This window comes from Roseivivax sp. THAF197b (genome assembly GCF_009363255.1).
In the GTDB taxonomy this organism is placed as follows: domain Bacteria; phylum Pseudomonadota; class Alphaproteobacteria; order Rhodobacterales; family Rhodobacteraceae; genus Roseivivax.
On sequence record NZ_CP045318.1, the window covers coordinates 2,377,808 to 2,396,377 of the forward strand.

General features: G+C 65.4%; 14 protein-coding genes. 8 read left to right on the plus strand and 6 right to left on the minus strand.

Features of this window, described 5'->3' with window-relative positions; translation table 11 throughout:
* Positions 1-86: 86 nt before the first annotated feature.
* Together preA and FIV09_RS11600 are read right to left on the minus strand one after the other, a co-directional pair.
* Positions 87-1,394 carry an NAD-dependent dihydropyrimidine dehydrogenase subunit PreA gene (preA, locus tag FIV09_RS11595; RefSeq protein ID WP_152450098.1) on the minus strand — a complete coding sequence of 436 codons (1,308 nt, stop codon included), beginning with the start codon at positions 1,392-1,394 and terminating at the stop codon, positions 87-89.
* A gap of 37 nt (positions 1,395-1,431) precedes the next feature.
* Positions 1,432-2,766 carry an NAD(P)-dependent oxidoreductase gene (locus tag FIV09_RS11600; protein ID WP_152450099.1) on the minus strand — a complete coding sequence of 445 codons (1,335 nt, stop codon included), beginning with the start codon at positions 2,764-2,766 and terminating at the stop codon, positions 1,432-1,434.
* Positions 2,767-3,013: 247 nt separating this feature from the next.
* On the opposite strand from FIV09_RS11600, the gene FIV09_RS11605 reads away from it, so the two are divergent.
* Complete coding sequence (locus tag FIV09_RS11605) at positions 3,014-5,194, plus strand: DEAD/DEAH box helicase (RefSeq protein ID WP_152452549.1); 2,181 nt, start codon at positions 3,014-3,016, stop codon at positions 5,192-5,194.
* Between the two features lie 130 nt (positions 5,195-5,324).
* On the opposite strand, the gene FIV09_RS11610 is transcribed toward FIV09_RS11605, so the two are convergent.
* The 3 genes from FIV09_RS11610 to FIV09_RS11620 form a co-directional block, all read right to left on the minus strand.
* Positions 5,325-6,434, minus strand: a complete 1,110-nt coding sequence (locus tag FIV09_RS11610; RefSeq protein ID WP_172975694.1) for an ATP-binding protein — start codon at positions 6,432-6,434, stop codon at positions 5,325-5,327.
* A gap of 311 nt (positions 6,435-6,745) precedes the next feature.
* Positions 6,746-7,498 carry a response regulator gene (locus FIV09_RS11615; protein WP_254702213.1) on the minus strand — a complete coding sequence of 251 codons (753 nt, stop codon included), beginning with the start codon at positions 7,496-7,498 and terminating at the stop codon, positions 6,746-6,748.
* A gap of 196 nt (positions 7,499-7,694) precedes the next feature.
* A complete protein-coding gene (locus FIV09_RS11620) occupies positions 7,695-8,690 on the minus strand; it encodes a GlxA family transcriptional regulator (protein ID WP_152450101.1) in 996 nt (331 codons plus the stop codon).
* Between the two features lie 97 nt (positions 8,691-8,787).
* On the opposite strand from FIV09_RS11620, the gene FIV09_RS11625 reads away from it, so the two are divergent.
* The 7 genes from FIV09_RS11625 (at position 8,788) to FIV09_RS11655 (ending at position 16,496) form a co-directional block, all read left to right on the plus strand.
* The gene (locus FIV09_RS11625; RefSeq protein ID WP_152450102.1) at positions 8,788-10,041 is read left to right on the plus strand and encodes a sarcosine oxidase subunit beta family protein; all 1,254 of its coding nucleotides are present in this window, start codon (positions 8,788-8,790) and stop codon (positions 10,039-10,041) included.
* A gap of 11 nt (positions 10,042-10,052) precedes the next feature.
* Complete coding sequence (locus FIV09_RS11630; protein ID WP_152450103.1) at positions 10,053-10,352, plus strand: sarcosine oxidase subunit delta; 300 nt, start codon at positions 10,053-10,055, stop codon at positions 10,350-10,352.
* Positions 10,349-13,339: a sarcosine oxidase subunit alpha gene (locus FIV09_RS11635; protein WP_152450104.1), complete on the plus strand. Its 2,991-nt coding sequence runs from the start codon at positions 10,349-10,351 to the stop codon at positions 13,337-13,339. Before FIV09_RS11630 ends, FIV09_RS11635 begins: the two co-directional genes overlap by 4 nt.
* 14 nt (positions 13,340-13,353) lie before the next feature.
* Positions 13,354-13,914: a sarcosine oxidase subunit gamma gene (locus FIV09_RS11640; protein ID WP_152450105.1), complete on the plus strand. Its 561-nt coding sequence runs from the start codon at positions 13,354-13,356 to the stop codon at positions 13,912-13,914.
* Between the two features lie 203 nt (positions 13,915-14,117).
* Positions 14,118-14,588 carry a hydroxyphenylacetyl-CoA thioesterase PaaI gene (gene paaI, locus FIV09_RS11645; protein WP_152450106.1) on the plus strand — a complete coding sequence of 157 codons (471 nt, stop codon included), beginning with the start codon at positions 14,118-14,120 and terminating at the stop codon, positions 14,586-14,588.
* Complete coding sequence (gene paaK / locus FIV09_RS11650; protein WP_152450107.1) at positions 14,585-15,892, plus strand: phenylacetate--CoA ligase PaaK; 1,308 nt, start codon at positions 14,585-14,587, stop codon at positions 15,890-15,892. Before paaI ends, paaK begins: the two co-directional genes overlap by 4 nt.
* Positions 15,893-15,896: 4 nt before the next feature.
* The gene (locus FIV09_RS11655; RefSeq protein WP_152450108.1) at positions 15,897-16,496 is read left to right on the plus strand and encodes a TetR/AcrR family transcriptional regulator; all 600 of its coding nucleotides are present in this window, start codon (positions 15,897-15,899) and stop codon (positions 16,494-16,496) included.
* A gap of 18 nt (positions 16,497-16,514) precedes the next feature.
* Here the strand turns inward: FIV09_RS11655 and paaZ are convergent, their stop codons facing one another.
* Positions 16,515-18,563, minus strand: coding sequence for a phenylacetic acid degradation bifunctional protein PaaZ (gene paaZ / locus FIV09_RS11660; RefSeq protein ID WP_152450109.1), 2,049 nt, complete (start codon positions 18,561-18,563; stop codon positions 16,515-16,517).
* Positions 18,564-18,570 lie beyond the last annotated feature (7 nt).

The window sequence follows — 18,570 nt, forward strand, 5'->3', positions numbered from 1 at the left end:
CATCGAAATGAAATCATAGTTCAGGATGGCAGCCACGACATGAAGCCTACCGCCATCCCTAAAGTCATTGTCCCGAGGCCCCGGCCTTACTCGGCCGCCTCCACCGACATCGGATTGTTCGGATGCTGCGTCCAGTTCGCATAGGCCTCCTCGACCACGCGTCCGGTTCTGGGATCTGTTTCTCCCGGAGCCATTTCCACCATCGAGATGCAATTCTCAACCGGGCAGACGTCGACACAGAGATTGCAGGCGACGCATTCCTCATCGATGACCTCGAACACCCTTCCCGGCTTCATGGCAATCGCCTGGTGCGAGGTATCCTCGCAGGCGGCATAGCAGCGACCGCACTGGATGCAGGCGTCCTGATCGATCCGGGCCTTGGTGACGTAATTGAGGTTCAGATATTGCCAGTCGGTCACGTTGGGCACCGCCATGCCGACAAAATCCGACGTGTTCGTGTAGCCCTTTTCGTCCATCCAGGCAGACAGACCGCGCTTCATCTCTTCCACGATACGGAAACCGTAGGTCATGGCGGCGGTGCAGACCTGAACATTGCCGCAGCCCAGCGCCATGAACTCCGCGGCGTCCCGCCATGTGGTCACGCCACCGATGCCGGAGATCGGCAGGCCGTGCGTGGCTTCGGCGCGGGCAATTTCGGACACCATCGACAGCGCGATGGGTTTAACGGCCGGGCCACAATAGCCGCCGTGGCTGCCCTTCCCGTCAATCGTCGGCTGCGGGCACATCTGGTCAAGGTCGACCGAGGTGATCGAATTGATCGTGTTGATCAAGGAAACCGCATCCGCGCCACCGTTGCGGGCCGCCTCCGCGGGCTTCCGGATATCGGTGATGTTCGGTGTCAGCTTCACGATCACCGGCTTGTCGTAATATTGCTTGCACCAGCGCGTGACCATTTCGATGTATTCCGGGACCTGCCCCACGGCAGAGCCCATGCCACGCTCGCTCATCCCGTGCGGACAGCCGAAATTCAGCTCGATCCCGTCTGCGCCGGTCTCCGCCACCCGCGGCAGGATCGCTTTCCACTCGGCTTCTTCGCAAGGCACCATGATCGACGCGATCAGGGCCCGGTCGGGGTAGTCGGCCTTGACGCGGGCCATCTCCTCGAGATTGACCGAAAGCGGCCGGTCGGTGATCAGCTCGATATTATTGAGCCCCAGAAGGCGCCGATCCGCTCCATAGATGGCGCCGTAACGCGGGCCGTTCACATTGACGACGGGCGGCCCTTCCGAGCCCAGCGTCTTCCACACGACGCCGCCCCAGCCCGCCTCGAAGGCGCGACGCACGTTGTATTCCTTGTCGGTCGGCGGCGCGGAGGCCAGCCAGAACGGGTTCGGGCTTTCAATGCCCACGAAGTTGGTCGTCAGATCGGCCATGTCTTTGTCTCCTTGTCGGGCAATCAGTGCCGGGCAATCAGCGTGCCGCGCCCATGAGGCTTGCGTGGATGTCGGCGGCGGCGTCGCGTCCTTCGGCAACGGCAACCACGGTCAGGTCATCGCCCGGCGTGCAATCCCCGCCGGCCCAGACCTTGGCGCGCGAGGTCTGCCCCGTCGCGCTGACCTTCAACTTGCGGCCATCCACCTCGAAATCGTCAGGGGCGACCAGCGTCTGGCCGATGGCGCGGAAGACCTGATCTGCCGCGAGACGAATGGTCTGACCGGTCCCGACGAGGCCTGCGCCGTCCTCCCTGGTGTATTCCAGCTCGATCTCGACTGCGGCGCCGTTGCCATGCACGGCAACCGGCTTGACGTTGCACAGGATCCGGACCCCCTTGGAGGTCGCGAGGTCCTGCTCGTAGCGCGAGGCCCCCATCTGGTCCTGCCCGCGACGATAGGCGATCGTCACGCTTTCGGCGCCCAGAAGCTTCGATTGCACCGCGGCGTCGATCGCGGTCATGCCGCCGCCGATCACCACCACATTGCGCCCCACCGCCAGATCCGTGAGATCCGAGGCCTGACGGAGATCGGCAATGAAGCTCACCGCATCCTCGACACCGTCCCGCGACGCACCGTCGACATCGAGGGCATTCACATTGCCCAGCCCGATCCCGAGGAAGACGGCATCATAGGCGTCCTCAAGCGCGGCCAGGGTCAGGTTCTGCCCGAGTGCCTGCCCGTAGCGGACCTCGATACCGCCGATCTGCATGAGCCAGGCCACCTCGGCCTGCGCGAAATCATCCGTGCTTTTGTAAGCGGCGATGCCAAACTCGTTGAGCCCGCCGGGCTTGTCCTTTGCCTCGTAGATCACGACGTCATGGCCATGCCGCGCCAGACCATGGGCACAAGACAGCCCCGCGGGCCCTGCCCCCACCACGGCAATGCTCTTTCCGGTCGACGCCGCCCGCGTGAAGGGGTGGTCCTGACGGGCCATGACCGCATCGGTGGCATGTCGCTGCAATCGTCCGATCTCGACCGGTTTGCCTTCCGCGATTTCCCGCACGCAGGCGCCTTCGCAGAGGTCCTCTGTCGGACAAACGCGGGCACACATGCCGCCCAGGATGTTCTGCTCGAAGATGGTGCGCCCCGCCTCTTCCGCCTGGCCGGTAGCGATCTGGCGAATGAAAAGCGGTATATCGATATCCGTGGGACAGGCCGTCACGCAGGGGGCGTCATAACAAAAATAGCAGCGATCCGCCGCCACGGCGGCCTCGTGCGGATCGAGCGGCGCATGAAGATCGGCGAAGTTCGACGCGATCTCCTCCGCGCTCAGGCGGCCTGCGGCGATCCCCGGTGTCAGCGTGTCTGTCATGCGAATGTCTCCGTTCTGTCCTCGGATCTGAGCTTTGCACGGAAAATTTTTTTATCAAACGGTAAATTTTAGGCATCTGACAAATTCCACCACTGCGCCCCATCCGCCCGGTCGATCCGCCGGACATGGCACCCATGCGCCTGCAACATGCGCTGCGGATGGACAGCGCGGCCAAGCTCGGCTATGCCGCACACTTCCGCGCGCCCTGCCCTATCGCGAGCCGCGCCTGACTATGGAAATTCCCGATATGATCCCGACCCTTGCCGATGCGCTGAGCGAGCGTGGCTATACCGCACTGACCGATGTCCAGGAGGCGGTGACAGCGCCCGAGCTTGCCGCGGCCGACCTTCTTGTCTCCGCGCAGACCGGATCAGGCAAGACGGTGGGGTTCGGCCTTGCCATCGCGCCCACGCTTCTAGAGGGCGCCGAAACCTTCGGCCCGGCCGGTGCGCCGCTTGCCCTGATCGTGGCCCCCACGCGCGAACTGGCCATGCAGGTGGCCCGCGAGTTGGAATGGCTGTTTGCCAGGACCTCGGCACGGGTTGCGACCTGCATCGGCGGCATGGATGCGCGGCAGGAACGTCGCACGCTCGAACGCGGCGCCCATATCGTCGTGGGCACGCCCGGCCGTCTGCGCGATCACATCATGCGCAGCGCACTCGAGCTGGGCGATATCCGCGCCATCGTGCTCGACGAGGCCGACGAGATGCTCGATCTGGGCTTCCGCGAAGACCTTGAGTTCATGCTGGCCGAGACCCCCGCGAGCAAACGCACATTGCTGTTCTCGGCCACGGTGCCGCCCGCCATCGCCGAATTGGCCAAGCGCTATCAGCGCGACGCGGTCCGCGTGACCACCCAGACCAAGGGCAGCCAGCACGCCGATATCGCCTACCAGGCGATCCAGGTCGCACAGCACGACGCCGAGGCCGCGATTCTGAATCTTTTGCGCTTTCACGATGCGCAAACAGCGATCGTGTTCGCCAATACAAGGGCGGCGGTGGCGCGCCTGACCGCACGTCTGGCCAATCGGGGCGTATCCGTGGTCAGCATTTCGGGCGAGCTCAGCCAAGACGAACGCAGCCATGCGTTGCAGGCGCTTCGGGATGGCCGCGCCCGCGTTTGCGTCGCCACAGATGTGGCCGCGCGCGGCATCGACCTGCCCAATCTCGAACTCGTCGTTCATGCGGATCTGCCCCAGAACACCGAGGCATTGCTGCACCGTTCGGGACGCACCGGACGTGCCGGGCGCAAAGGCATCTCGGCGCTGATCGTGCCGGACAAGGCAGCGAACAAGGCCACGCGCCTTCTGAAATGGGCGAAAATCACGGCCGATTGGATCGCGGCCCCCTCCGCCGACGACATCAGCGCGCGCGACGAGGCCCGGCTTCTGGCCGATCCGGCCTGGTCGACGCCCGCCGCGGAAGATGAAGCGGCCTTCGCCGCGCGGCTGATGGAGGCGTTTTCCGCCGAACAGATCGCGGTGGCCTGCCTTCGGCTGTACCGCGCCGGACTGTCTGCGCCGGAGGAATTGAACACGCGGCCGCCCCGGGGGGCCGCGGAGCGTGGGGCAGAGCGCGCGCCTTTCGGACCCTCCGCATGGGTGACCCTGTCGGTCGGGCGGGCGCAAAAGGCCGAACCGCGGTGGCTTTTGCCGCTTCTGTGTCGCGCAGGGGGTCTCGACAAGGACCAGATCGGCAAGATCCGTGTCAGCGAGACGGAAACCACCGTGGAAATCACCGAAGCCGCCTTGCCCGACTTCCTGGCGAAACTCGGACCGGACGGGCTGCTGGAGAATGATGTGCGCGCGACGACCCAGGGGGCGGCCCCGTCCGCCGCAGCTGCGCGAAAACCGCACCCTGCGCCGCGGGGCGATAAGCATGACGGGACCGGGCCGAAGTCTGGCTCGGCTCCGGCGCGCAAACCCCGTGACGGCCAAGCGCACACGAAGGGTTCCGCGCCTCTCGGAACGCCGAAACCCCCGAAGGCGGCCAAACCGGCATCTGCCAAGTCTGACGGCCCTGGCGCACCGGTTGCGGCAAAGCCAGCGCGGGATGCAGCTTCATCTGACGGCAAGAAAGACTGGAAGCGTCCGGATCGCAAAGAGAAAGGCGCAGCTGAAGCCACGAAAACAGGCGCTTCCTCCGCGAAAGCCGGAGGGCGGGATGAGGCGACCGGTAAGTCGTCGCGTTCCGACGGCGCCAAAACCGGCATGTCCCAGGGCAAGCCCAAAACTTCGAAATCGGCGCCGGGGCGTACGCAGAAAAATGCAGGCCCCAAAGGACCGGGGGTCGGAAAATCGAGCGGAGCAAAACCGCCTTCCTCCGCGCGGGCGGGCGCGTCGGATCCCTCGCAGCCGATGGGCAAGCGTCGGGCTACGGCCCGCGCGAAAGCCCGTGGCGGAGACGCCGCTCCGAAAAGGCGGCGCTGATCGGTCGAAGCTCGGAGTGCAGGACCCCTTGCCTGCGCATCCCTGCGCGGGAAAGGTCTGCGACTCTGTCGAACTTGGTGTCCTTTGCTTCGGTGCACTATCGCCACGCGCTGGGAGCACGCATGCCGGGTCATCCGACCAGCGCCAAGTTGGTCGCCTCCTGCGCTGAGCGATTGGGCAATTCGAAGGCGAATTTGGTTCCCTTGTCGGGTGTTGATTCGCACCAGATCCGGCCGCCATGGCGCAGGACGATTTTCTTGCAGGTCGCGAGCCCAAGACCCGTGCCCGCAATGCCGGTGGTGCCCGGCGCGCGCTTGAAGGGCTCGAAAACGCGCTCAATCTGGTCTTTGGCGATCCCGATGCCGTTATCCGAAACCTCGAAAAGATGGCTGTCGCAGCGGTTTTGGACGCTGATCGCAATGCGGGGGGCATCCGCACTGCAGAACTTGATCGCATTTGCGATCAGGTTCTGGAGGACCTGCGCGATTTGCGGGGCGCGGCAGGAAAGACGCGTGGTTGCATCAACCTGATCGAGATCGATCCTGGCATCCGCTTCGGTGATGACCTGAGACAGGGCATTCATCGCGCGATCGACCAAATCCACGCCGGAAACCTCGTTGATGACGTCCTCTCGATCAAAGCGGATATGATCGGACAGGCTTTTCATCGTCTCGAGCATATGCCGGGAGGATTTGCGCAGCAGGCGCAGGCTTTCATGCACATCCTCCATCTCTCCGGCCTCGATATCCTCGGAAACCTGGTCGACCAGATAGGACACGGCACGGATCGGAGCCTTGAAATCATGCACCAGAACCTCTGAAAAGGTCGCAAGATCACGGTGCTGTTCATCGAGTTTCGATTGCGTTCGAGCAGCCCCGACGCCGGTTCTCAACATCCTCTCAAGCGCAGCGGCGGTGATCGAGGACTTGGCGATGTAATCCGCGGCACCGAGTTGGATCGCGCTTTTCGCGAGTTCCTCATCCCCCTGCCCCGTGACCATGAACACCGCCGCTTGCGGCCATCGCGACCGCACCGTTTCAAGGACATTCAGACCGAACGCACCGGGAAGAAGGTAGTCCAGAAACACGGCATCAAGATGCGTGGCCTCGACATCGCCAAGCTCATCGGTCGATCGCGCCTCTTGCGTCGTCACGACAAGGGTTGTTTTCGCGAGGAGCCGGGTCAGCATCTTGCGATCCCCATCGTCGTCGTCGACGATCAATACGGCATAATCGTCCATGTCCATTCTCCTTAGAATGACGCTGGATTGTTGTGGATTGTGTTTCTGGCACCCACCGAAAAGCGTATGCCGAGCGGAACGAGGGCGGCGCAGTCGACGCCACCCCTTTTCCGTATCCGTTTTTGGCGAGCCGGAGATTGTGACCAAGAGCTGCAGCTGAATCGCGCGGCGGGGATCGGCCCGCCACCTGTGACTGTTTCGACCAGGACCCAAAGGGTTTTATCGTCGGCGCAGGCCGAACGGACCGCCCTGCACCGGGAAGACGCGATACTGCGCAAGGCGTGACTGTCCGACACCCGGGTCACAGCCCATCAAGCGTCGTGCAAGAGCTTGCCGGCTTGCACCGAGGCGTCCCGCATCCGCGTCTGCTCGTCCATCAGGGATTGCACGTCATCGAGGAAGGCAAAGATATCCCCGCAGGACGCTTCGAGACCCAGAAGCGTTTCGCGAAGGCGCTTGTCCTCCGTCTGGGCCCGTTTCAGGCTGCGCACCTGGGACAGGGTCGCATTTAGCGCTTCCCGGATCTGCGGCCCGCATGTCTGCGCGAAGCGCAGTACCGACAGGTGCATCGTCGAACGGGAGGATTGCGCCTCACCAAGGGCGGCGATCAGGAGGCGCCGCTCGAACGCGGAGGTGACGGATTTGCGCAGGGCATCGACGGTCAACTCCTCTTTCGTGAGGTAGTCGGCGCATCCCTTTCGCATAGCTTCCACAGCGATGTCGTGACGATCCACGGAGGTGATCATGATCGGGATCGCGTTGACCTGATCTTCGTGTCCGATCAGCAGTTTCAGCGCATCAAGACCTGTATCCATCTCGAGGTGGTAATCGAGGAAGGCAAGGTCGATGTCATGTTGGTCGAGCACCCGGCGCATCGACGCCAGATCGCGCACCTCGTGCATCACGAAGTCGAGGCCCGCCTTCCGGCAGAGGCGCCTGATCCGCGCGCGATCCGCCTCCATGTCGTCGAGCACGAGGATGTGAAGCGTCGCGTCGATTTCAGCGTGTCGCCCGACATTCATGTCGACACCTGTCACCGGCTGGTTCGTGGCTAAGCCTTGCATGTTCCTGACCTTTCTTCATCACTGAGACGGCAGCGGCCGACAGCGCGGCGCAGCCAAACAATCACCCGGACCATGCACACGCAGAACCGGAAGCGGCTTTCGCGACTATCCGCGCGCAGCTTTAAGAATCCGTGAAGAGATCAACGACATGCCGACACACCGGCCATGCGCGAACGACGCCAGAGGCGACGCGTCCTCACGCCCCTGATTTCAAACGGAATTCCGCGGGTGTCATCGCCCATTCCGCCTTGAAGGCCCGGATCAGGTGCGGCGCGTCGCAGAAGCCCGAGGCGATCGCGATATCGGTCAGGCCATGCTCCGTTCGCGTGAGCAATCGGCGCGCCTGGTCGAGCCGTATCTCCAGCCCGGCCCGCGACGGCGAGACACCCAGATCGCGCTGAAAGCGCCGCTCGAGGCTGCGCCGACCGATGCCGAGATATGCGGCGATCTCGGCGACGGTTTCGGGCGCGTCGAGATGCTGCTGCATGCGAATCAACGCCCGGCGCACCACCGGGTCCGCCGCCTCGCGTCGTGATGGCACGCCGGGCTGCGGACGCTCACCGCCCTTGGCCTCGTCGATGATCATGATCGACAGGCTTTTCGTGGCCGCGGAATGGCCCACATGCCGCTCGACCAGATGGGCGGCAAGATGCGCCGTGCTTTGCCCGCCCGAACAGGTCAGACGGTCGCGATCGACCACGAAGATCTGGTCGGAGACCGGGCGCGCGCCTGCAAACCGGGCGACGAATTCATCGTGGTGAAACCAGTTCACGCAGGCACGGTAACCGTCCAGAAGCCCCGCCTCATGCAGGATGAAGACGCCGGTACAGAGCCCGATCAGGGGTACGCCCGCCGCCGCCTGCCCGCGCAGGAAATCGAGCGCTTCGGGCGCCAGCGCGCGTCCCTCGCCCATCAGCCCGCCCACAACGGCGATGTAATCGAAGCGCGGTGCCGCCCGCAGGCGCAGATCGGGCTGCACCTTGACCGCGCAGGAGGACCGCACCGGGCTCATGTCATGCGACAGCACCGCCCAGTCGCACAGGATCGGACGCGACCGGTCGGCATCGTCCGCGGCAAGCCGCAGCACATCGACGAAATTCGCGAAGGCCGACAGGGTGAACCGGTCGGCCAGCAGGAATCCCACGCGCAAACGGCGTGTCTTCGTGGCAAGTTTGGAATCAGCATGGCGCATGTCGCGATACTACAGCCGAAGCGTCGCATTTCTCCAGTCCCGCAGGCATCGGCTGGTCTAGAGCGAAAGGACATCCCCGTTCTGCGAGGCCCCGCCCATGACCCGATTCTCCGCCCTGTCGCTTCTGAAGAACGCCGTCTCCGGCAACAAGAACTGGACGGAGCAATGGCCCGACAGCCAGCCCAAGGACGAATACGACGTCATCATCGTGGGTGCCGGCGGGCACGGGCTGGGAGCGGCCTATTACCTTGCCAAAGAGCATGGCATCACCAATGTCGCGGTGATCGACAAGGGCTGGCTCGGCGGCGGCAATACGGGCCGGAACACGACGATCATCCGCTCGAACTACCTCTATGACGAAAGCGCGCGGCTGTACGATCACGCCCTCGACCTCTGGGAGGGGCTGAGCCAGGAGCTGAATTACAACGTCATGTTCTCGCAACGGGGCGTGATGATGCTCGCCCATAACGTGCATGACGTGCAGAGCTTCAAGCGGCACATCCACGCGAACCGGCTGAACGGCGTCGACAACCGCTGGCTGGAGCCCGAACAGGCCAAGGAATATTGCCCGCCGCTCAATATCCGGTCCGATGCGCGCTACCCGGTGATGGGCGCGGCGTTGCAACAGCGCGCGGGCACCGCACGGCACGATGCGGTGGCCTGGGGCTATGCGCGGGGCGCGGCGGCACGCGGCGTCGACATCATCCAGAACTGCCCCGTCACCGCGATCCGGCGCGGCCCGGATGGCGCCGTCGAGGGTGTGGAGACCGCGCGCGGCTTCATTCGAGCCAAGAAGGTCGCCGTTTCCGCCGCCGGACATACAAGCGTGCTGATGGACAGCGCGGGCGTGCGCATGCCGCTTGAGAGCTATCCGCTGCAGGCGCTGGTGTCGGAGCCGGTGAAACCGATCTTCCCCTGCGTCGTCATGTCGAACACGGTGCACGCCTATATCAGCCAGTCCGACAAGGGCGAGCTGGTGATCGGCTCGGGCACGGACCAGTACACCTCCTATTCGCAGCGCGGCGGGTTGCCGCTGATCGAGCACACGGTCGCCGCGATCTGCGAGGTCTTTCCGATCTTCAACCGCATGCGGATGCTGCGGAAATGGGGCGGGATCGTCGATGTGACGCCCGATCGCTCGGCCATCCTCGGCAAGACACCAGTCCAGGGTTTGTACGTCAATTGCGGCTGGGGCACGGGCGGGTTCAAGGCCACACCGGGGGCCGCGCATACGCTCGCCTGGACTGTGGCCAAGGACGAGCCGCACAAGATCAACGCGCCGTTTACGCTGGAGCGTTTCACCACCGGACGGCTGATCGACGAAGCCGCCGCCGCCGCCGTCGCGCATTAAGGAGAGCCGATATGTTGTTGATTCACTGCCCTTATTGCGACGAGACGCTGCCGGAGCTGGAGTTTGCCTATGCGGGGCAAGCGCATGTGGCGCGCGCTGCGGATCCATCGTCGCAATCGGACGAGGACTGGCGCGATTTCCTCTTCATCCGCGACAACGTCAAGGGCGTGCATGCCGAGCGCTGGCGGCACGTCCATGGCTGCGGGCGCTTCTTCAACGCGCTGCGCCACACCGTCACCGACAAGTTCGTGACCACCTACAAGGCGGGCGAGCCGCGCCCCGCGACCGACGAGACGGAGCCCCGCGCATGAACCCCTTCCGCGTCTATGGCAAGGGCCGCATCGACCACCGCGCGCCCGTCCGGTTCACCTTCGACGGCAAGAGCTATGAGGGCCGCCGCGGCGATACCGTGGCCTCCGCCCTGCTCGCGAACGGCGTGCATCTGATGGGTCGATCCTTCAAATATCACCGCCCGCGCGGTCCGGTCTCCGCAGGCTCCGAGGAGCCGAACGCGCTCATCGGCACGAAGCGCGGCACGGGCCGGTACGAGCCCAATACCCGCGCCACGGTGCAGGAGATCTATCCGGGCCTGAAGACCAACAGCCAGAACACCTATCCGTCGCTGAAATTCGACGTGGGTGCCGTGAACGACGCGGCCTATATGCTGTTCAGTGCAGGGTTTTACTACAAGACCTTCATGTGGCCGAAGTCGTTCTGGGACAAGGTCTACGAGCCTTTCATCCGCGAGGCAGCGGGCCTGGGCAAATCGCCCACGGAACGCGATCCCGATCACTACGCGTCCCGCTATCACCACACCGACGTTCTGGTCGTGGGCGCGGGGCCGGCGGGCATTGCCGCGGCGCTGTCTTCCGCGCGCGCGGGCCTTCGGGTCACGCTGGTGGACGAGAACGCCGAGGCCGGTGGCACCCTGCTGAGCGAGCCGCAAGCGGTGATTGACGGCGCGCCCGCCTGGGACTGGCTGGCGGCACAACTGGCCGAGCTCGAGACGCTCGGCGTGCGGGTCATGACCCGGACCACGGCGATCGGCTATTACCACCAGAATTTTGTCGCCCTGAGCGAAAAGCTGACCGACCACCTCGACGCGCCCGATCCCGACATGCCCCGCGAACGTATGTGGCGGGTGCGTGCGGGTCAGGTCGTGCTGGCGCAGGGCGCGCTGGAAAAACCGCTGATCTTCGATGGCAACGACCGCCCCGGCGTGATGCTGGCAGGCGCCGCGCAGACCTATCTGCACCGCTACGGCGTCATGGTGGGCAAACGCGCCGTGGTGGCGACCAGCCATGACAGCGCCTGGTATGCGGCCTTCGACCTGGCCGATGAGGGTTGCGAGATCGCGGCCATCGTCGATACCCGCGCCGATGTGCGCACCGACCTCATCGAGGCGGCAGAGGCGCGCGGCATCGAAATGCACCTTGCCCATTCCGTCTCGGGCACCGACGGGCGGCTGCGCGTGAAGTCGATCCGCGTCAACCGCGTGTCGGGCGGCAAGGTGTCCTTCGGGCGGCGCATCTTCTGCGATTGTGTTCTGATGTCAGGCGGTTGGACGCCGTCCTTGCACTTGTTTTCGCATACGATGGGCAAGCTTGTTTGGAATGACGACCTGACCACTTTCCTGCCCGATCAGAAGACCGAGGCCTGTCAGATCGCGGGCGCGGGCCGCGGGCTCTGGGGGATCGCGGCGGCGCTGAACGATGGCTTCGCCATGGGGGCCGCTGCCGCCGAAGCTCTGGGCAAATCCGCGGACGCCGCCTCCCTCGGCGTCGAGCACGACCGCCCCGGCACCGGCGTCACGCAGATCGAATTGCCCACCGACCGGAACCCGTCGAGCGCCCGCGCCTTCGTCGATTACCAGAACGACGTTACCGCCAAGGACCTGCGCCTTGCGGTGCGCGAAGGCATGCGCTCCATCGAGCATGTCAAGCGCTACACCACGAATGGCATGGCGACGGATCAGGGAAAGATGTCCAACATCAACGGGTTGAACATCGCTGCTGATGCACTGGGTAAAGCCCAGCCGCAGGTCGGCCTGACCACGTTCCGCCCGCCCTACACGCCCACCACCTTCGGCACCTTCGCGGGCTACCACAAGGGCGAGCACTTCGAGGTCACCCGCAAGACCCCCATCGACCCCTGGGCCGAGGAGAACGGCGCGGTTTTCGAGCCGGTCAGCCTGTGGCGCCGCGCGTGGTATTTCCCGCAAGGCTTCGAGACCATGGAGGAGGCTGTCGCCCGGGAATGCCGTGCGACACGGGAAAGCCTCGGCATCTTCGACGCCTCCACCCTCGGCAAGATCGAAGTGGTGGGCCCCGACGCGGTCGAGTTCATGAACCGCATGTACACCAACCCTTGGACCAAGCTTGCGCCGGGCCGCGCGCGCTACGGCCTCCTGTTGGGCGATGACGGCTTCATCCGCGACGACGGTGTGATCGGCAGGCTGTCGTCCGACCGCTTCCACGTCACCACCACCACGGGCGGCGCTGCGCGGGTTCTCAACATGATGGAGGATTACCTCCAGACCGAATGGCCAGACCTGCAGGTCTGGCTGACCTCCACGACCGAGGAATGGGCCACCATCGCGCTCAACGGTCCCAATGCGCGCAATCTGCTGGCGCCGCTGACCGAAGGCCACGATCTATCGGACGACGCCTTCCCGCATATGTCGGTCGCCGATTGCACGGTCGCGGGCTTCAAGGCGCGCCTCTTCCGGATCAGCTTCACCGGCGAGCTGGGCTTCGAGGTCAACGTGCCCGCCCGCCATGGCCGCGCGCTCTGGGAGACGCTGATGGCCGAAGGTGCCAAATACGACATCTGCCCCTATGGCACCGAGACCATGCACGTCCTGCGCGCCGAGAAGGGCTATATCATCGTGGGTCAGGACACCGACGGCACGGTCACGCCCCATGATGCCGGGATCGGCTGGGCGGTGGGCAAGAACAAGCCCGATTTCGTCGGCAAGCGCGGTCTTGCCCGCCCCGACCTGGTGGCGCCCGGACGCAAGCAGCTGGTGGGCCTTCTGACCGAAGACAACAGCAAGCTTGAGGAAGGCGCGCAGATCGTGCGCGATCCGAACGAAGCGCTACCCATGACCATGGTCGGTCATGTCACGTCCTCCTATGACAGCGTGGCCGCGGGCCGCCCCATCGCGCTGGCGCTCTTGGCAGGCGGGCACGACCTGACGGACGAGACGGTCTATATCCCGATGCCCGACCGCACGATTGCGGCCAAGGTCACGGGCACCGTGTTCTACGATCCCGACAATTCCCGGCTGAAGCTCTGACGGCGGAGACGATCATGACCCAATTCACATTCTCCCCCGATCAGACACCGGGCCTCGTGGCCGAAAGCGCCGCGGCGCGCGTCAAGCTGGCCGCTCCCGTCGCGCGGTTCTCGCTGCGCGCCCGGCCCGCTGCGCGCGCAACGCTGGCCCGGGTGCTGGGCCTCACTCTGCCCGACCGGATCGGCGCGCGCAGCCGTGCGGAGGCGCGCGAGGCCCTGCGCCTCGGGCCTGACGAATGGTTGATTCACGCGCCCGAGGCGGAAGCCCCGCGTCTCACCGCCGATTGCGCCGCGGCCTATGACGCTGCACCGCACAGCCTTGTGGAGATTTCCGACCGCGAGGTCACCTTCGCCATCTCGGGCCCCGAGGCGCGCGATCTTCTGACCCTCGGCCTGCCCCGCGACGTCGACAGCATCGCCGTGGGCGAAGGCCGCCGGACGGTGTTCGACGGGCAAACCGTGGTGCTCTGGCGCGACGAAGACCAGGCCTTCCGCATGGATGTCTGGCGCTCCTTCGCACCGCATGTGGCCCATCTTCTGGCCACCGGCTGCCGGGAACTCGCGCTGGAGCTCTGAGCCCAACCGCCTGCAAGTCCCACCCAGGGCACGACGCGCCCCGCCCCTGTCACGACCGGACCGGAAATACCTCCGGAGGTCTGGAGGCAGAGCCTCCAGCGCGGCCCGCGGCCGCGACCCAAGCGTGCCGTGCGCACCTCCCTCATAAATTCATTGACCGACCGGACGGTTTATATATTCTCCCGAGCCGAGGGAGGACGGGAATGACCGACAGGGACACCCGCACAGACGCGCAGGCACTCGCCGAAGCCTGTGCAGAAGCCATGTGGGCCGAGGACCATGCCAGCCGCGGGCTCGGCATGCGCATCGACGCCATCGCGCCCGGCCGCGCAACATTGTCGATGGAGATCAGCCAGGCGATGGTGAACGGCCATGGCATCGCCCATGGCGGGTTCATCTTCACGCTCGCCGACAGTGCCTTCGCCTTTGCCTGCAATGGCTATGACAACATCACCGTCGCGCAATCCAATCAGATCACCTACCTCGCCCCGGGTCGACTGGGCGAGCGCTTGACCGCGACCGCGCATGAAGTCGCGCGGCCCGGACGTTCCGGCCTTTACGATGTGCGCGTGACCAATCCGGACGGCACCGTGATCGCCGAATTTCGCGGCCAGTCGCGCAGCCTCGGCAAGCCGCTGCTGCCGCGCCCTGATCCTGAGGGAGGAGAGAAATGAAGGACCTGACCCCACCCAAGGGCAGCCTCGACCCGATCGAGATCGCCAGCCGCGACGAGATTGCGGCCCTCCAGACCGCCCGGCTCGACCGCTCGCTGCGCCACGCCTACGACAATTCGCCCTTCTACCGCGCGAAGTTCGATGCGGCAGGCGTGCATCCCGACGATTTCCGGGGGCTGGAAGACCTCGCCAAGTTTCCCTTCACCACCAAGCAGGATCTGCGCGACACCTATCCGTTCGGCATGTTCGCCGTGCAGCGGGACCGGATCGCGCGGCTTCATGCCTCGTCGGGCACCACGGGCAAACCGACCGTTGTTGGCTACACACAGAACGATCTCGATGTCTGGGCCGAGGTGGTCGCGCGCTCGATCCGCGCCTCGGGCGGCAAGCCCGGCGATCTGGCGCATATCGCCTATGGATACGGGCTCTTTACGGGCGGGCTTGGCGCGCATTACGGGGCGGAGCGGCTGGGCTGCACCGTGGTGCCCGTCTCGGGCGGCATGACCGAGCGGCAGGTCACGCTGATCCAGGATTTCAAACCGCAGATCATCATGGTCACGCCCTCCTACCTGCTGTCGATCCTCGATGCCTTCCGGGCGCAGGGCATTGATCCGCGCGACACCTCGCTCGACGTGGGCATCTTCGGGGCGGAGCCCTGGACCGATGCGATGCGCCACGAGATCGAGGAGGCCTTCGACATGCATGCGGTCGACATCTACGGATTGTCGGAGATCATCGGTCCGGGTGTGGCGAATGAATGCGTGGAAACCAAGGACGGCCTGCATATCTGGGAGGATCACTTCTACCCCGAGGTGATCGACCCCGAGACGGGCGCGGTCCTGCCCGATGGCGAGATGGGAGAGCTCGTCTTCACCACGCTCACCAAGGAAGGGCTGCCGATGGTGCGCTACCGCACCCGCGATCTGACCCGCCTCCTGCCCGGCACCGCGCGCAGCATGCGCCGGATGGAGAAGGTCACCGGCCGCTCGGACGACATGATCATCCTGCGCGGCGTGAATGTCTTCCCGACCCAGATCGAGGAACAGCTTTTCAAATGCCCAGGCCTCGCGCCGCATTTCCAGATCGAGCTCGTGCGCGATGGCCGCATGGATGCGATGATCGTGCATGCCGAGGCCCTGCCGCAGGCCGCGGACGATGCTGCGCGCGCCGCCTCGGGCCGGGAATTGGCGGAGCACATCAAATCCGTCGTGGGCGTGACCGCAAAGATCGACGTGGCCGCACCGGGTGGCGTCGCGCGCTCCGAAGGCAAGGCCAAGCGCGTCGTCGACAATCGCGGGGCGTGATCCAGTGGCCCGCCCCCGCGCGCAGGATTTCGAGGAAAAGCGCCACGGGCTTCTGCTCGACGCAGCACGGGTCTTTGCCGAACAGGGCATGGAAAAGGCCTCCATGGCGGAGATCGCCCGCGCAGCCGGTGTCTCCAAGTCCCTGCTCTATCACTATTATCCGTCGAAATCTGAGCTGATCTTCGCCATCATCCATGACCATCTCGCAGCGCTTGATGCAGCGCTCGAGGCGGCGACCGATCCGGACGAGCCGCCCGAGGCGCGGCTCGAGACGCTGGTGGCCACCATGCTCGAGGCCTATCGCGGCGCGGACAATCAGCACAAGGTCCAGATCAACGCGGACCCGGCCCTGTCGGACGCGCAACGGGCGGCCCTGCGCGCCATCGAGCGGCGCATCGTGGGGCGGTTCGCGGCTCTTCTGTCCGAAGTTGCGCCATCGCTGTCGGAGGGCGGCGCCCCGCGCCTGACAGCCGTGACCATGTCCCTTCTGGGCATGCTCAACTGGGCCTATCTGTGGTTTCGCGACGACGGCGCGCTCAGCCGCCGCGATTACGCGAAGATCGCGACGGAGCTGATGTTGGGCGGCGTGCCGCGCCTGACCTGAGGCACGGATCCAGCCGCCCTATTCCTTCGCGACCATGGTCAGCACGTCGTATTGCGCGACGATCTCATCCTTCTGATTGGTGATGACCGCGTCCCAGCGCACCTCACCATGGCCCGCCTCCGCGCGCGGATTGATCGCCTTGCAGGTCAGCCGCACGGTCAGCGCATCGCCGAAATAGACAGGCGTCATGAAGCGCAGGTTATCCACACCGTAATTGGCCAGGACCGGCCCCGGCTCGGGATCGACGAAGAGCCCCGCGGCGAAGGACACGATCAGGTAGCCATGGGCGACGCGATCCTCGAAGAACGGGTTCGCCCCCGCCGCCTCGCTGTCCATATGGGCGTAGAAGGTATCGCCGGTGAAATGCGCGAAATGCTCCACGTCCGCGCGGGTGATCGCGCGCGGGCCAGCGGTGACGCGGTCCCCGAGTGCCAGCTCTTTCAACGACTTGCGGAAGGGATGGCGATCCTCGCGCACGGCGCCACCTGCCGACCATTCGCCGGTCACCGCCGTCAGCAGCTCGGGCGCGCCCTGCACCGCGCTGCGCATCATGAAGTGCTTCACGCCGCGCATGCCGCCCATCTCCTCGCCGCCGCCTGCACGACCCGGGCCGCCATGGACAAGGGGCGCCAGCGGTGATCCGTGTCCGGTCGAGGATTTCGCGGAGGCCCGGCTGCCGATCAGCACCCGGCCGTGATAGGGCGCAAGCGCCCCCACGACCTCCGCCGCAACGGCGGGATCGTTGGTAAAGAGCGAGGAGACGAGCGAGCCCTTTCCCTTCGCTGCGAGCGCGACCGCCGCGTCCGCATCGTCATAGCCCATGAGCGTCGCGACCGGTCCGAAGGCTTCCACCTCGTGGATCGCCTGCCCGCCCATCGGATCGCCCGCGCGCAACAGGATCGGCGCCATGAACGCGCCCCGTTCGGCGTCACCCGAGGTCAGCGTGACATGGTCGGGATCGCCCATGACGATCTCCGCCTCGGCGCGGAGGGCAGCCACCTGATCCCGCACGACGTCGCGATCCGTCAGCGAGGCCAGCGCGCCCATTCGCGTCGTCTCATCCTCGGGCAGACCGATGCTGAGGGCCGCGAGCTTCGCCGTGAGTGCCTCCGCCACCGCATCCTCGACGCCGCGCGGCACGATAACCCGGCGGATCGCCGTGCATTTCTGCCCCGCCTTGCCGCTCATCTCGCGCGTGACTTCGCGGATGAACAGATCGAATTCCGGGCTATCCGGCCCGGCATCCGGCCCCAGGATCGCGGCGTTCAGGCTGTCCGCCTCCATCGTGAAGGGCACGGCATTTTCGATGATCGCCGGATGCGCCTTCAGCTTGCGGCCCGTGGCAGCAGAGCCCGTGAAGGTCACCACGTCCTGCCCCTCCACGTGATCCAGAAGATCGCCGACCGAGCCGCAGACGATCTGCAATGCGCCGTCCGGCAATACGCCCATATCGAGGATTGCGCGCACGACGCGCTCGGTCAGATACGCCGTCTGCGAGCCGGGCTTGACGAGACACGGCATGCCCGCGATCAGGCTCGGCGCGATCTTCTCAAGCATCCCCCAGACGGGGAAGTTGAACGCGTTTATGTGGACGGCGACGCCCCGACGCGGGGTCAGAATATGCTGGGCCGAGAAGGTGTTATCGCCCGACAGCGCCTCCACCGGGCCTTCGGGAATGACATGCGCGTTCGGGAATTCGCGCCGCGCGCGGGAGGCGAAGGTCAGCATCGTGCCGATGCCGCCGTCGATATCGGGCCAACCATCCCGGCGGGTGGCGCCGGTCCAGAAATTCTCGGTGTAGAAGGCCTCTTTCATCTCCATCAGCGCAAGGCCGATGGTCTTCAGCATCAGCGCGCGCTCATGCAGCGTATGGCGGCGCAGCGCCGGTCCGCCCACCTCGCGCCCCCAGGCAAGCGCTGCCCCCATATCGAGGCCCTCCGCCCCGATCTCGGCCACCACCGCGCCCGTTGCCGCGTGATGCAGCGGTCGCCGCGCGCCCTGCCCCCGACGCCATGCGCCCGCAACGTAGCTTTCCAGACGCCGCGGCGCCGTATTTTGGTCGAACATGGATCCT

Coding starts and splice junctions, on each gene's coding strand:
- preA (WP_152450098.1), bottom strand. CDS start 1,394: ATGGCCGATCTGACGACCAACTTCGTGGGCATTGAAAGCCCGAACCCG.
- FIV09_RS11600 (WP_152450099.1), bottom strand. CDS start 2,766: ATGACAGACACGCTGACACCGGGGATCGCCGCAGGCCGCCTGAGCGCG.
- FIV09_RS11605 (WP_152452549.1), top strand. CDS start 3,014: ATGATCCCGACCCTTGCCGATGCGCTGAGCGAGCGTGGCTATACCGCA.
- FIV09_RS11610 (WP_172975694.1), bottom strand. CDS start 6,434: ATGGACGATTATGCCGTATTGATCGTCGACGACGACGATGGGGATCGC.
- FIV09_RS11615 (WP_254702213.1), bottom strand. CDS start 7,498: ATGCAAGGCTTAGCCACGAACCAGCCGGTGACAGGTGTCGACATGAAT.
- FIV09_RS11620 (WP_152450101.1), bottom strand. CDS start 8,690: ATGCGCCATGCTGATTCCAAACTTGCCACGAAGACACGCCGTTTGCGC.
- FIV09_RS11625 (WP_152450102.1), top strand. CDS start 8,788: ATGACCCGATTCTCCGCCCTGTCGCTTCTGAAGAACGCCGTCTCCGGC.
- FIV09_RS11630 (WP_152450103.1), top strand. CDS start 10,053: ATGTTGTTGATTCACTGCCCTTATTGCGACGAGACGCTGCCGGAGCTG.
- FIV09_RS11635 (WP_152450104.1), top strand. CDS start 10,349: ATGAACCCCTTCCGCGTCTATGGCAAGGGCCGCATCGACCACCGCGCG.
- FIV09_RS11640 (WP_152450105.1), top strand. CDS start 13,354: ATGACCCAATTCACATTCTCCCCCGATCAGACACCGGGCCTCGTGGCC.
- paaI (WP_152450106.1), top strand. CDS start 14,118: ATGACCGACAGGGACACCCGCACAGACGCGCAGGCACTCGCCGAAGCC.
- paaK (WP_152450107.1), top strand. CDS start 14,585: ATGAAGGACCTGACCCCACCCAAGGGCAGCCTCGACCCGATCGAGATC.
- paaZ (WP_152450109.1), bottom strand. CDS start 18,563: ATGTTCGACCAAAATACGGCGCCGCGGCGTCTGGAAAGCTACGTTGCG.